The sequence below is a fragment of the Bacteroides sp. AM16-24 genome (assembly GCF_003471885.1).
Classification (GTDB): Bacteria; Bacteroidota; Bacteroidia; order Bacteroidales; family Bacteroidaceae; genus Bacteroides.
In genome coordinates, this window is sequence record NZ_QRKI01000007.1 from 14,842 (window position 1) to 30,096 (window position 15,255).

The 15,255-nt window shown below is 38.7% G+C and carries 9 protein-coding genes; 2 read left to right on the plus strand and 7 right to left on the minus strand.

The window, feature by feature from the left end; genetic code table 11:
- Positions 1–7: 7 nt before the first annotated feature.
- A complete protein-coding gene (locus DW182_RS09930) occupies positions 8–691 on the plus strand; it encodes a DUF5715 family protein (protein WP_118295395.1) in 684 nt (227 codons plus the stop codon).
- A 98-nt stretch (positions 692–789) separates the two neighbouring features.
- Here the strand turns inward: DW182_RS09930 and DW182_RS09935 are convergent, their stop codons facing one another.
- The gene (locus DW182_RS09935; protein ID WP_118295396.1) at positions 790–2,301 is read right to left on the minus strand and encodes an NAD(P)H-hydrate dehydratase; all 1,512 of its coding nucleotides are present in this window, start codon (positions 2,299–2,301) and stop codon (positions 790–792) included.
- Positions 2,302–2,322: 21 nt separating this feature from the next.
- On the minus strand, positions 2,323–2,805 hold the full coding sequence (locus tag DW182_RS09940; RefSeq protein ID WP_007666669.1) for an HU family DNA-binding protein: 483 nt from the start codon (positions 2,803–2,805) through the stop codon (positions 2,323–2,325).
- A gap of 542 nt (positions 2,806–3,347) precedes the next feature.
- Between DW182_RS09940 and DW182_RS09945 the strand changes: the two genes are divergently transcribed.
- Complete coding sequence (locus tag DW182_RS09945; protein ID WP_118295397.1) at positions 3,348–7,289, plus strand: helix-turn-helix domain-containing protein; 3,942 nt, start codon at positions 3,348–3,350, stop codon at positions 7,287–7,289.
- Positions 7,290–7,416: 127 nt separating this feature from the next.
- Here DW182_RS09945 and DW182_RS09950 read toward each other — a convergent pair whose 3' ends face one another.
- From DW182_RS09950 to DW182_RS09970, 5 genes are all read right to left on the minus strand, one after another.
- Positions 7,417–8,973, minus strand: a complete 1,557-nt coding sequence (locus tag DW182_RS09950; RefSeq protein ID WP_118295522.1) for a sulfatase — start codon at positions 8,971–8,973, stop codon at positions 7,417–7,419.
- 10 nt (positions 8,974–8,983) lie between these two features.
- Positions 8,984–10,777: a glycoside hydrolase family 2 protein gene (locus DW182_RS09955; protein ID WP_118295398.1), complete on the minus strand. Its 1,794-nt coding sequence runs from the start codon at positions 10,775–10,777 to the stop codon at positions 8,984–8,986.
- Positions 10,778–10,867: 90 nt separating this feature from the next.
- Positions 10,868–12,067 carry a glycoside hydrolase family 88 protein gene (locus tag DW182_RS09960; RefSeq protein WP_118295399.1) on the minus strand — a complete coding sequence of 400 codons (1,200 nt, stop codon included), beginning with the start codon at positions 12,065–12,067 and terminating at the stop codon, positions 10,868–10,870.
- 15 nt (positions 12,068–12,082) lie between these two features.
- Complete coding sequence (locus DW182_RS09965) at positions 12,083–13,957, minus strand: heparinase II/III family protein (protein ID WP_118295400.1); 1,875 nt, start codon at positions 13,955–13,957, stop codon at positions 12,083–12,085.
- Between the two features lie 12 nt (positions 13,958–13,969).
- Positions 13,970–15,241 (minus strand): DUF4957 domain-containing protein, encoded by a 1,272-nt coding sequence (locus tag DW182_RS09970; RefSeq protein WP_118295401.1) that lies wholly within the window; start codon positions 15,239–15,241, stop codon positions 13,970–13,972.
- Positions 15,242–15,255 lie beyond the last annotated feature (14 nt).

Below are 15,255 nucleotides of genomic sequence, written 5' to 3' on the forward strand. Positions count from 1 at the left end.
AAGCAATATGCAACAAAGATACAACAAACTTCCGCTTTTATTTTTAGCAATACTTATGGCTGGCACTTCCCTTGCCGGATGCAAAAAGAAAGATATGTCCCTCAAACTGAACGAACCGCGAAACATTAAAGGAGTAATCAGTTACAGACGAACCTTCGGCGACTTGAATGAAGCGCATCTGAATGTCGCACAAGCCATAGGCATTACGCCAATTGCCTCCCGCAAAGAGGCCGAACACATGAAGGAAAAACTTCAGCACATCGAAACGAATGATTTATATGTAGTAGACTCGCTGACACATTCCATCCCATATCTCATTAAAGGTGCAGCACAACTACTGGATACCATCGGTACCAATTTCCTTGACTCGCTGACCGCCAAAGGACTAAACCCCAATAAAATAATCGTAACCTCTGTACTCCGCACCGAAGATGACGTAAAACGCCTGCGTCGCCGCAATGGTAATGCCTCGGTAAACTCTGCGCATTTCTACGGAACTACATTCGATGTCAGTTGGAAGCGCTTCAAGAAAGTGGAAGATGAAGACGGACGCCCGCTACAGGATGTCAGTTCAGATACATTGAAACTCGTACTCTCCGAAGTATTGCGCGACTTGCGGAAAGCGGATAAATGCTATATAAAGTATGAGTTGAAGCAAGGATGCTTCCATATTACAACGAGAGGAAAATAACAAATTAAGTATTAGGTATTAAGTATGCAGTATATAAGACTGCACCATAACACTGCATACTTAATACCTAATACTTAAAAACCTGATATCTTGTCTTTTCATTCTTCCATCATCCTCCACGCCAACGGCAGACACGTCACGATATCCCCGGCTGTCATTCCTATCGCCCCATACTTCTTGCAAGCGATATCTCCGGCAAGCCCGTGAACATACATCGCCAGACAAGCTGCATCTTCCGAAGCATACCCTTGTGCCAACAAAGCCAGCACTACACCCGTCAATACATCTCCACTGCCGCCTGTTGCCATACCCGGATTACCTGTAGTATTAAAATAACACTTCCCTTGCGGAGTAATAACCACAGAATAAGCACCTTTCAAGATGATATATGTTCCTGATGTTCTCGCCAACTCACGTGCTTTCGTTAAGCGTTCATAAGAGTCCTGACACTTTCCTACCAACCGTTCCAACTCTTTCGGATGCGGTGTCAAAATACTCCCTTTCGGCAAACGACCGATATAATTGCGATGTCCCGCCAACACATTCAGTGCATCAGCATCCACCACCATAGGTGTCTGACAAGCATCTATCTGTTCCAGTACCGCCGCCTCGGTTTCTTCCGACTTTCCCAGTCCCGGTCCGATGCCTACCGCCTGATAATCATCCGTATCCGTAGGACAGGCAAAACAAGTATCACTGGGATCCATTTCCGTCATTGCTTCCGGAACAGAAGTCTGCACAATCATATTGTTGCAATAAGGCACATGCACCGTCAGCAATCCTACTCCGGAACGCAGGCAGGCTCTTGCGGCAAGTATGGAAGCTCCCGCCATTCCTTGCGAACCCGCAATAAGCAAAGCCCGTCCGAAGTCTCCCTTATGGGCAAACTTATTGCGTGTCTTCAACAAATACTCCATATCTTCCCCTTCCAGCAGGAAATAATCCGTATCCGTTTCCTCTATTGCATCTTCACTCAGGCCGATGTCCAGCAATTCCCATTCGCCCACGAACTCCTGATTTTCCGCAAAAAGAAAAGCCAACTTCGGCAATTGCAGACTTAGCGTCACATCCGCACGGACAATATTCGCACGGACATTGAATGTATTCTCTTCTCCCATCAAGCCCGAGGGAACATCAATGGCCACCACCCGCGCTGACGAAGCATTGATATACTTCACCACGGCAGCAAAACCACCGCTCAATGGCTTGTTCAGTCCGCTACCGAACAGTCCGTCAACCACCACATGGTCGTCCGTCAACACAGGCGGCACAAATTGTGAGGTCACTTCGTGGAAATCTACATTCTCCACATCCGCAAGTCGTTCTTTATTCGTCTCGCAATCGGGAGAAAGCTCTCCCTTGGTATTAAACAAATAAACCGAGACTTTATAGTCTTTCTTTGCCAGCAAACGGGAAACGGCCAATGCATCTCCCCCGTTATTGCCCGGCCCGGCAAATACCGTAAAAGGTGTTTTTGCATCCCAACGTCCGGCAATAGCTTTTGCCAATGCCTGCGAGGCACGTTCCATCAGGTCGATGGAAGCAATCGGTTCGTTCTCTATGGTGTAAGCATCCAACTCTTTGATGCTTTGGGTAGGAAATATTTTCATATCTAAATCTTCAAACTAATATTATTCATTAAATCCATTTTCTTCTTTTTCCGCCTCCTTGTCAGCCTGTTCCATTTTCTTCGTCAGCAGTTCCTTCGGGAAATAATACTTAAACGGAATCCGATGGCATCCCGCACGCTTCACCGCCAACGTCAACATGTGGTCTGCCTTGAAATACACACGCGACAGCCTCACGGAATGCGGCAACACATCTTCCGGATGTTCAAACCCTTTGCTCGTGACCGCCGTCTGAAATGAGCCGATGCCGCGCAACGTTACAGAATGCCCGTCACTCAACGCCTCTTCGATGATTTCACCCGTTGCGGCCAGAACAGCTTCTACCACTCCCCGATGAAAACCAGTCCGTTGCGCCACCTGATGTGCCACGTCCCGCTCCGTTTTACCGCCTTTCTTCTGCAATTTCTTGCCGACGGCATACCACAATTCTTTTCTTTCTCCACTCGATACATCCGCCTTGCGACGGACAATATAAGGTATTGCCATATCTTTGTTTTACTAATAGTTATCACCTCTTTATAAGATAGTCCTCGCTTCATTAAAGAACAGTGTTACCAACACCCGGGTGTTAGAATATCCGACACCCCCATGTTGGCACTACCAACATCCCCATGTAAGCACTCCCAACACCCGGGTGTTGGTAACAGAATTACTATAACAAAGGTAGACTATTTAATAGAGATAAACAAGAAAGAATTAAAAAGAATCAATAGTATTTTCCATGCAAATATTGCATGTCCCGAAACAAGCTGGCTAAAATTTACCATCAAGACTGATAGAGACAGATAATCTTAATTAATTTTAGGAAACCACCCGCCATACATGGATAACTCAATAGACATCACAACCTAAATTATTTCAAGCTCCAAATGCATTTTTTACATTTTAAGATTCTAAATAGCACATTAAACAATATAAATTAGTAGATTTGTTTTCTTAATAGGAAATAGCATATTAGTAGAAACCTAAAGAGATATAGGTGTGATAAAGGCGACTATCTTATATGTAAAGTTTTAGCTGAGTATACTATGAAACATATTAGTAAAGTTATCTTAGTACTATTGTGTATTTTGCTGTCCTACCCATTTTATGGAATGGCACAAAACATAAAGTCTTTTGATTTTAAAGGAAACTTTTTCTATAATACAATTACTTCTATTGAACAAGATACGTTAGGCTTTATGTGGTTAGGTTTGGATAACGGCGTTTTTCTTTTTGATGGTTATTCTCTTCAGCCATTAATTCATTCAATGATAAGCGACCGTTATGTTAATTTCTTAAGCCACAGAAAAACAACATTGTATATAGGAACCAATGAAGGACTTTATGCCTACAACTATATAAATAACCAATGTGACCTTTGTTCTCCATTATTGAAATCCAAAAATATTATAGCTTATCAGTGTAACAGCGATTATCAAGTTGTAGCTACAGACAGAGAGGTTTTCCTCTTTGACTATAACTGGAATTTCATCCACAAAATAACCATATATAAGGAATCACTGAATAATCATATTACCTCTATGGTGATTTATGGCAATCAAGAAGCCTTATTGGGTACAGAATCCGGTTTGGTGATCATTCATATTGAAAATGACGGTAAAACGAAGAGCAACACTTTATATAGTGGAGACAAAATTGTTCAATTATTTATTGATAGCCGCAATAAACTATGGATATGCCGTGGCGAAGAAATATTATATAGTAACATAGATACTTTGGATTCTGTGGGAATATTGGGATTTAAGCATATTGCCTATAATCATGAAGTTATCTCTTTCTTCGAATACGCAAATCAAGTGTGGGTGGGAACCAGGGGATATGGTATTTCCATATACGAATATGACCATAGCGGAAAGGCAGTCTTGAAAAATAAATTATTAATAGATAAATCAGGAGATAGCGAACTGAAAAACACTATTAATAAAATTTATAAAGACAAGAAATCCAGAATTTGGATATGTACATTAGAGGGAGTATATTTATACAATGATGAGTCCTCCAACTTTCATGCCATCAAGCATAGTAAAAATGGAAAGAATGTTCCATCCAGCAATATTATTTCTTCCATATACTGTGACAATGATTATTTATGGTTGGCCACATCCAATGGAATTAATAAGATAAAGTGGAACAATAAAAATGACTATACTATTACGCAATATGTTGACCGGAGAAATACAAATGACATAATGGCTGGCAACAAAATACAGTGCATCACCAAATTCAAAGATCAAACCTTCTTGATCAGCACAAAAAACGCAATCAAATTTTTCGATTCGGGAAGATGCCTTTTTTATGACGATCAATCACTAAATGTTGCATTAGAGCAATATGGAATGCGATATGTACGTTCCATATTTAAGGACTATTACAATAATATCTGGCTTGCATTCTCCGAAGGTGGGGTTGGTAGCATCAATGCTTCAACCGGCAAATTCACCAGATTAGACTATCCGGAAAAGGTGAAAGGCAAACACAGAGCCATTTGTAGGGACAGCAATGGAAACATTTGGCTTTCATCAGACAATGATGGGTTATATCGCCTACAACTGGACGATGATTTGAAAGTTATAAGTACAAAATTATACCCTAGAAATATGTTTGGTGGATCGTGGATAACGGCAATATATATAGACCATCAAAAAAGAATATGGGCCGGAACAGCAAACGGATTATATAGATACAACATTGAGCAAGATAAGTTTACCAGATTAGAATTCCCATATTCAAGAAAGAGTTCCTATATTGGGGCTATTATACAGGATAATATGGAGAATATATGGGCGGTTAGTTTACACGGTATTTATAAGATCAATCTAGAAGATTTGATTGTCTATTATGAATTGAATGTAAATCAAGATATTGTAAAGACATGGTATATTTTGGGAACATGCGTCAACCGCAATGGAGAAATATTCATAGGAGGAGTAAATGGACTCAACTTTTTTAATCCTACTCAATTGACACCAGACACTTATCCGCATAATGTCTATATATCCGGCATAAAACTTCTGAATAAAGAGAATTTTTCCGATGAGAAGAAAAATCGTTTGCACGAGATCAATAATTCGGGCAAGTTAGTGCTATCGTATAAAGATACTCAATTTTCCTTGTCTTTCAGCTCTCTCTATTATAAAGATCCGCTAAAAATAGAGTATGCCTATATGTTAGAGGACTTTGATAAAGACTGGATTATTACAGACGCATCAAGAAATAACGCTTCTTATTCCAATTTAACTCCCGGCACATACACTTTTAAAGTAAAATCAACTAATGCTTCGGGTATCTGGATGGACAATATACGGACTATTGAGATTGTGGTAGAAAAGGCACCATGGAGAACTTGGTGGGCCTACTCCTTATATGTAAGCATAGTTGCAGGCATTTTACTATTAGTTGTCCGAAACTTTAATTTAGGTTCTAAATTGCGGCACAAGGATGCTTTATCTAAGTGGAAATTAGACTATTACACTCGTTTGTCATATGGTTTTAAGGTACCCTTAACTCTGATTTATGCGCCTCTGCAATATTTACTAAAAAATTATGACCAGTTGACAAATACAGATGTTAAGCGTATGCTACATACGATGTCAGGCAATGTATTCAAATTGTCGGAACAAGTATCGAAATTGATGGAGTTCAAAAAAGTATCCTTGGGAGAATATGATGTACAGTTATCAAAAGTAGATATTATTCCTGTTATCCAAGGAATTTGTAATTTATTTCTAGATGAGTTTGCCACCAAACATGTAACTTATTCAATAGAAGGAAACGTGACTTCTGTTACAACTATCATAGACATAACTAAGATAGAAGTAGCTCTATATAATATTATGGAAGATGCTATTTCCTATATAATAGATAATGGTAGGGTTGAGGTGAAATATATGCTTGACTCCCATGATTACAGGCTGAACGTAAGTATTATTGCATCCCGAAGTGGAGAAGGTGAGTCTAATGTACAAGAGTTAAACACTCGCTTTTTAATTGCATACGATTATCTAAAAGTGCATCATAGCGAACTATCCATACGTAATATCGAAGGAAACCGGATGAGGGAATATATTTTCGACTTGCTATTAGGCGACTCTCATTATAGTGCAAGAGAAATGAAAACATTGGATAAAGCACAATCTGTATTGCTGTTATTACCTGTAACTGTTCAAAAAGATAGAACTGTGGATGAATTGAATATTGATTCGGATAAAACTTTGCCAGTGATTTATCTGTATGAGGGAGACAAGGACATAGACCTCTTCATAAAGTCTGTTTTTCAAAATAAGTTTAACATATCACTAAACACAGCTGCTACCGACATAAAGCACATACTCGACAAAATACCTTCTCTAGTTATTTTTGATGTGGTGAAAGAAGACGACTATAAATTTGAGTTATGTCGCAAAATGAAGGAATACCAGATATTATCAGCAATACCCGTCATTTTCATTTCCTCACTTTCTTCTGAAATAACGGAGCAGAAGGCATATGAAGCAGGGGCTGATGTGTTTATTGCAAAACCATTCAATGTAGCTAGCCTGGATGCAAGAATAAGACAGCTGCTTGATGTACGTACGGCAATCAAAGAGAACATTCGGAAAGAGTTGATTATAGATCCTAAAGAAGTACTTATCACATCAGATGACGACAAATTCGTTGCTAATATCATCAACGTTATAGAAGATAACATAGCAGATGTTGAGTTTAATATTGATAAATTGGCTAGTTTATTAAACATAAGCCGTTCTACTTTATATCGAAGAGCTATGGAAATCACGAATTTGTCACCAAGTGATTTAATCAGAAAAAGGCGCATGCGACGGGCCGCAGAGCTGTTAAAACAAACTTCCCATCCTGTCTCAGAAATATGTTATATGGTGGGATATTCAGATCAACGCTATTTCGGACAAAGCTTTAAGAAAGAGTTTGGTATGACCCCGAAACAATATTCTATTCAGAAAAAGGTATAGAAACAGAGTTTGACATCCGCAGATATTCTTCAGATATAGCAATTATTTACTATTATAAATCTGTGTCATCTGCGGATGAAATATCATATAGATACTCTTTTATTTTCTTTTTTTATTGGAAAAACTCTTATTGTGGAAAGTCTTTTTCAAAATCAGAAAGATTAATCCAATCTGCCGGAACTCGCTCTCCGTTCCTTATCCTGTGCCAAAAGTCATGGGCTTCGCTGGTGTCCGGATATTTATCAAAGATATCCCCCTTATTATACATTCGCGGATCTTTTTGATCCAATAATCGTCTGGTCATTTCTTCTTCCATTCTATCTTTTATGCAAGCATATTCCTTCTTTTGAATCAAATTGACCATGCAATTAGGATCCTTTTTTATATTATATAATTCCTCCGTTTCCCGTTTCCCAAAAGACAGTTGCCATAAATATTTTGTTTTGGGATTATGACGGGCTTTCAGGATCTCAGTTTTAGTAGGGCTACCGTCCACATTCATATAACCTGTTTCAGGATCACCTGCAGGCCAGCGTTCAGGTTTAAAGTTTTTAAGGTAAAGGAAGTCTCCTCTGATCAACCCACGGATAGGATATCCCTGATCATTGGGGCGACCTACATCATGCCGTTCTTTACCAATCATTACGTAATTACGGTCTATCCCTGTGTTTTCATCTTTCAGCAAGTCAACAAAGTCTCTTCCAGTGATAGCTTGCATCCCTGATTGCACTTCACTTATACCTGCTACCTTCAAAATAGTAGGTGCCAAATCTATGACACTGATGTATTCATTGATCTGTCTTCCCGGATTTCTTATCCCGTTCTTCCACATGACTGCCATTGGGATATGATTGGAGTTATAATACTCCTGTCCTTTACAACGTGGAAAAGGCATATTATGATCAGAAGTAACAATTATAACAGTATTGTCAAGTTCGCCTATTTCCTCTAAAGACTGAAGTATCAGACCTAAATGTTTATCAAAATGCTCTACTTCCACTGCATAATCCAGCATATCTCTTCTCACAACCTCATTGTCTGGCCAATAGGACGGTACAGAATCAATATCATTGATATTCTTCCCAAAGCGCTTAGAAGATTCATATTCATAGCCACGGTGCGGTTCAAGTGCTCCATACCAAAAACAAAATGGCTTAGACTTGTCCCAACTCTTTAGAAAATCGTTAAAATTGGCTGCATAATCACAATCAGAAATCCCCGTAGTTGGAGGCGTAAGTTTACGTTTGTTCCATACCTGCCCGGTGAGATTTCGGTTCTCACCTCTTGAATTGACAGCATATCCAGGTCCCCAACCCTTTCCCGTACAGCCTACATAATATCCATTATCAGCTAAAGCTTCCGGATAGGATTTAAATTTCTCAGGAAAGTTCGGCCAATGATTACAGGCTTCTTCCAACTGCCATGAATTTCTACCTGTAATCATAGCAGCACGTGAGGGTGCGGATTTGGCATTACATGTATACATATTATTAAATAAAAGTCCATTGCGAGCTACAGTATCAAATGCAGGTGTATTTATCCATGGAACCCCATAAGCACTCATATGACCTGCATCATCAGCTACACAAAACAAAATATTGACCCTAGGCGCAGTCTGTGCCGTCGCAATTGATACTTGTGCAATAGTTGCAACACTTAGTAAAGAAAGTATATGAATATTCATTGTCAGATATTTAAAAGTTAATGTTTTTATAGAATTCATTTATTACATACCATGCTTTTTTGCGATATCCTTGATCTGAAATTAACCCTTTTCGATTCCAACCATTTTGATTGAGCGGGTGAAAACGATAAGGAGAACGAAAATCAAACAAAATCCAAGGGGCTATACCTGTCAAATTAGGAATAGAGATAAACATTTCTAAATTGTCCTTATATAGCCGTTCCTGATATTCTTCACTCCAAGAACTCGCAACTGTAGCATCTCCAGACTGACCGTATAATGCTTCTCCACCAAATTCGGAAATAAAAAGCGGTTTATCTGGACAGATATTCCAGCTAATCTCAGACGGCTTAATTGGCCACGGATGATACCACCCCATGTATTTATTGATAGATACAACGTCCAGATATTCTGTAAGTGTATCCTCCAACTCAAATGTTTGGGTATCACCATTCCACTTCACCTTATCAAAAGCAGCAGTAAGCAAACGGGTGGTATCCATCTTTTGACAATTATTTATAATTTCTTTTAGAAAACTGTTACGCGACTTGGAGGGACTGGTTTCATTAGCAATTCCCCAAAATGTCAAAGCACATCTGTTTCTATCTCTCATTATCATTTCAGAATGCATAGTCAATGCTTTCTGCAGAGTTGCTTTACTAGTGAAATCTATATTTTGCCAAAGTGGTATTTCTTCCCACAGCATGAAACCCATTTTTTCAGCCAATCTTACGATGTACTCATTTTGAGGATAATGTGCCAGTCGTATCAAATTAGCTCCCAATGCCTTTGCTTCGGATAACAGAGCTACTGCGTCTTGTTGAGAGAAAGCTCTACCTTGTCTCTGAGCTATTTCTTCATGAAAACTGATACCCTTCATAAAAACAGGACTACCATTCAGATAAATTTGTTTCCCTTTGACATAAAGATTTCTAAATCCGAGTTCTTCTTTAATAGTATCGCTGCGAGTAGCCAGTTGAACCAGATATAGCTGAGGCGTTTGCGGTGACCACCGTTGTAACCGCTTAACTTTTATGGAAGTCTGCGCCATACCTGTACTATCTGTGCTCAACTGTCGAAGTACATTTAAAGCGGGAATAGTAATTCGGATATTTTCATTTACACGCTTTTCAGAAAGTTGTACTTTGACATGAACCAGATCCGGCTTATATTTGTCTAACTGTATAAAATAATGATCAATATATAGTTGGGGAGTTTTCACAATCATAACATTCCGAGTTATGCCACCATAGTTCCACCAGTCATAGAGTAAAGCAGGTATCGCATCTTTATTTCTATAGTTATTAACCTCCAATACAAGAAAATTGTCTCCAGAAACAATATAGTCTGTTATATTTATCTGAAATGGAGTAAATCCTCCTTCATGCTCCCCCACTTTGGTTCCATTCAGATATACAGTGCATTGATAATTTACTGCCCCGAAATATAGAAATACATTTTCGTCAGAACTCCTTTTTATACTGAAATGCCTTGCGTACCATACTGTACCTTCATAATATTTTAATTCCGGATATTGAGAATTCCAGTCACCCGGTACATTAAGCCGTACTCCTCCTTCAAAAGCATATTCTTTGAAATCGGACTTACTTTTTAAAGGTTTATCCTTATAGATAGAGTCTTTATGCCCATGCAGATAAGGATCTATGATTACATCCCATTTCCCATTTAATAGTACATATTTCCGTCCATATACGTTTGTCATAGCAAATTGGGCGCGTGCAATCTGTGCTTGATTGCAGCAGCCCCATAATAGTAAAAACAAATAAACCAATTTCTTTTTCATGGTAGTTGTTAAGTGTTGTTTATAAATAAAATGCAGGTTAGATTGTCTTAACCGTCCTAACCCGCATTCTTATATAATTGGCCGAAATACCTATTGCAACAGTTTCTTATATCTGAGTAACGCTTCTACATAATAATAATCGGCATACGTAAGTGGAGCATCAACTTCACTGTTTCGGGGTTTATTTCCCACTGAATGCTTAAGAATAAACCCACCATTTGTCTGGGGAGCCGCCAAGTACTCGTCTGACGAGAGTGTTCTCAGTTGTTGAGCGGCTACAGACTGATATTCTTTAGAAAGCTTATCATCATTGACGTATTGACCCAATTCTAACAGAGCGGATGCTATGATAGCTCCAGCAGAAGCATCCCGCGGTTCGTCCGGAATATTAGGTGCATCAAAATCCCAATAAGGTATCTTGTCTTCCGGAAGGTTTGGGTGGTGCAAGATAAACTTCGCAATGTTAATGGCTTGCTGAAGATATTTTTCGTTCTGGGTTTCTCTATACATCATTGTATAGCCATACAATCCCCACGCTTGTCCACGTGCCCATGCCGAAGTACTTGAATATCCTTGATGGGTATCCATTTTGAGCGCTTTATTAGTTATGGTATCATAATCTACAACATGGCATGAACTATAATCCGGGCGAAAATGATTTGTTATAGTTATCGTAGCATGGCTGTTTGCAATTTTATCAAACAATGAGTCCTGTGATAATTTATATGCATTTTCTAATAGTTCCAAATTCATTAAATTGTCAATAATTACAGGATACATCCATTTAGGCTTATTATCCCACGAACGAATAACTCCTATATTTTCGTTATAGCGTGTTGCTAATGACCAGGCACTTTGTAACAGGATTTTTTTATAATTTTCATTTCCTGTTATTCTGTAACCATTTCCAAAACTACAGTTCATCATAAAGCCTAAATCATGCGTATCTAAAGCATATTGCTCCTTTTCAATACGCATCGTATAGTTTTCTGCATATTTTTTCAGCGTTTCATTCCCAGTAGCTTCATAAAGCATCCATAAAGTTCCTGAAAAAAAACCACTACACCACCAATGCGTATCTGACGTAACAAGAGTTCCATCTCTCTCTGTAGTTTTTGGAAGCCTGTCAGGCTGATCCATCAGACTGGCAGCCATAAATTCAGACTGTTCAATGCTACGTTTTAATCCTTTTTCTATCACAGAACTCATCATATCATTACTATTATTACTGCATGATGGTAAGAGTAGTCCTATTACTAGTCCTGCCAAAATCAATGTCTTTTTCTTCATATAAAATTTTTATTATTAGTTATTTTTCCAATCAGTTAACGGCATTATTTCTTTGTTGGAATCGAAATTACCTTCCGGTATGAGTTTAACTTGCAATACTTCTGTTGTATTGGGCCGCAGTTCAGCTTCAAACCCAACGAATGTCACACCCGGATTTTTGGCATCCCAACTGTTGGGTGATGTCGCACTCCAAGTTTTCATTCTGACCTTTGCCGGAGATTCCACCTCCAATAACAGTTTTTCTCCATTCTGGGATAGCTGTATTGTATGTTCTCCTATAATAGTAGGTTGAGCTTCCGTCACCATATTCCAGCGAATAACAGTGGGCTGTCCCAATGTCTTTACTTCATCCCTAACAACGGCATAGTGAGAATCAACGATAGCGACTCCTCTTTTAACTTCCTTTGCTTGACCTTCGTATATCTTGGTAAGGTCTGTAATAGCATACATGTAGTTTTCATTATCCGAAAAGTCTGTAATCGTTGCATAACCATTCACATTTTGATATTTATTGTCAAAAGAAAGTGTATTATGAGCCAGGTTATTGTATCTAAACACTTTCCAACGATCAGATTCCTGACTCTTATTCCACAAATCAATGCCTTTGGATTCTAATGAGTTGTAATCCTGAGGACCTAAATCCGTACTCCAGCGAGTATCCTTACTGATAAAGATAAAAGAACCGGCATCCAAATGTGTGTGTCCTGATTGTGCTGTCCCTCCTTTGAGCGCAATGGATAATCCCTGTTGATAATCCCAAGTAGTCCGCATAAGGGCAACAGGAGTGGTTGTTTTACTCGATACCCACATTCTTTGAGTAGGTTTAGGCAGATTATCCATAGGAGTAGAAGCGCCCCATATCAGAGCCAGTACAGCATATCGATAGGACCTAATACTCTTTTTAGAAGACAGGCTAAACTGGTATTTCTCACTCCAAAGAATATCTTTATCAGCAGTCCTATTAGCAAACCAAAACATAGCAGGACTTACGCGACCAGATGATGAACAATCTCCATAGTTGAAGGATTTGCCATCAGAAAGTAGCATGTTCTGGATAAACTTTCCAGTATTCAAGAAACCTGGTTCCTGAGAAAGATTATAATCAGTTCCCATAACATTTTCCAAAGCATCAATTAAGAGAAGGTTGTAAGTCGTCCCATATCCCCAATAGGAATAGCCTTCGGCATACGCACCATCAGGTGCATACACGGACATAGGTAATTTAACAGACTGAACAGCTCGGTTAATCATCTCATCAGCAAGGGTTGGAATTTTATCATAAATAGCCAAGGCACCAAGTGTTATTCCCCCATTACATACCTGATTCCAATTATTATTTCGATAGAGCCAGCTATTATATTGGCTGTCTAATGATGGATTCAAACCTTTGGTTTCTATAGCTTTCTCTATTTTAAGCTTAGTCTGATCACTGATAAAATTGTAAAGCCAGTCATATCCGATAGCCATAGCTGTAGTCATTTCAGCTACATCCAGAAAGTGAGATGGATTCCAATCAACAAAGTCTGCGGCATTATCTAATTCACTTTCTGCCCGTTGGGCATATTTCACTTCACCAGTCATTCTGTAGGCATATCCTAAAAGTAACGTCCTGCGCAAACATTCACGCGACACTTCAAGCAATCTTCTGCCAAGAATAACTCTTTGGCAATTAGGCTTGCCAAGAATATTATCGGCCTCTTCTATCATGATGGCATGATATTCCTTCCACACTCCATCTGTTTGTATAGCAGAACGGATGACAGATTCATCTTCTGTTGTCATTATCAGATAGGGATGGACCCTGTCTTTAACCTTCTTACTATCTCCTTCTTGAGCCGATATGCAAGCAGAGTATAACACTGCTAAAAATATAAATAGTATATTCTTCATTTTCTTTTAGTTTTAAAACGATGCTCCAATAGGTCCTTGGGTTGTGGAAGCTGTTGCTGATTTGGAAGAGGTTGAATAATGAAATGTGAATGTCTTTCCTACTTCAATACCTTCTACTCCGTCTTCGTCAACATAAAATGGAAGATCTGCCCATTTGGACATATTACTTCCCATATTCTCAAAAAACTTGTCAATATATTCCATTGGCAAAACAGGCGGATAATCAAAAGTCAGTACTTCCGAGAAATTATCTTTAAAAGTCAGTTTACCTTCCTCTATCAGTTGATAGCCATCGTCAGAGAGTGTGGTACGCTTCAAATTCTGCGGGTATTTGGCAAACAGTCTTTCAAATTCCTCAGAGAAAAATAAGTTGTTATTGCAAACACTCATACTAATATCCTGAGCACGTTCATCTTTCTTTGGTATTGAAATTTGCCAAAACACATCACTCGCGGCACTTGATTTCCACCCTACATTAGCAAAAATATTGTTCTCAATTTCAACTTTGATAGCATAGTTTATTTGTATATGGTGCCCAACATTATAGAATGTACTGCGCTTAATTCCAAAATAGTTTGTGACTACATTATCAAATCGTACAATATGGGCAGTGTTATTATAAACATAGCAATTATTGATAACAATACTATCTTGCTCGTTTCCACGTGAATCTATCAATCTGCCATTGGCTGGATCACTTGTGAGAGCTAAATTACGAATGGTAGAGTTATTCAGATAAATTTTATTATTGACATTGTCAGTACGAATACAGAAGTTCCTGCAATGGTCAATAAAACAATTGTCAAATTTCAGTCTCACATTTGATTCGTCAATACGAAATAAACGTTGCATGAGATTACCAGTTGCCGCATCTTTACCTATGATATAGATATTCTCAAAAGTGGCGCTACCTTCCAAACGGATCATATCAGCATTTAAAGCTCCTTGCGCGTCACAAATAGGTTGTATGATAGGCATTTTGCCAGAACCATTTTCGGCCTTAATTACAACATTATGTTTGAAGACATTCTTGCCTTCCATATAGTAAACTCCATCACGACGCAATATATATGTTGCATCTCCATTTTCATTAATAGCTTTGGTTAAAGCGTTGACCGACGTAATACCATCGTCCGGTTCTACAATAACTACACTCTCAGGATTACTTGGAGAGATTTCCAGATCATTAATATCGAGTATATCTTCATTCTCGCAGCCCACACACAAGAATGACAATGCGAAAAGTAATCCTATAGCTCTAGAATATATTTTATATAGTTTCATAACTTTAGTGTTTT

Bases quoted from the DNA above. Each gene is read 5' to 3' on its own strand.
- DW182_RS09930 (WP_118295395.1), top strand. From the start codon at position 8: ATGCAACAAAGATACAACAAACTTCCGCTTTTATTTTTAGCAATACTT.
- DW182_RS09955 (WP_118295398.1), bottom strand. From the start codon at position 10,777: ATGAAAAAGAAATTGGTTTATTTGTTTTTACTATTATGGGGCTGCTGC.
- DW182_RS09970 (WP_118295401.1), bottom strand. From the start codon at position 15,241: ATGAAACTATATAAAATATATTCTAGAGCTATAGGATTACTTTTCGCA.
- DW182_RS09950 (WP_118295522.1), bottom strand. From the start codon at position 8,973: ATGAATATTCATATACTTTCTTTACTAAGTGTTGCAACTATTGCACAA.
- DW182_RS09935 (WP_118295396.1), bottom strand. From the start codon at position 2,301: ATGAAAATATTTCCTACCCAAAGCATCAAAGAGTTGGATGCTTACACC.
- DW182_RS09940 (WP_007666669.1), bottom strand. From the start codon at position 2,805: ATGGCAATACCTTATATTGTCCGTCGCAAGGCGGATGTATCGAGTGGA.
- DW182_RS09960 (WP_118295399.1), bottom strand. From the start codon at position 12,067: ATGAAGAAAAAGACATTGATTTTGGCAGGACTAGTAATAGGACTACTC.
- DW182_RS09965 (WP_118295400.1), bottom strand. From the start codon at position 13,957: ATGAAGAATATACTATTTATATTTTTAGCAGTGTTATACTCTGCTTGC.
- DW182_RS09945 (WP_118295397.1), top strand. From the start codon at position 3,348: ATGAAACATATTAGTAAAGTTATCTTAGTACTATTGTGTATTTTGCTG.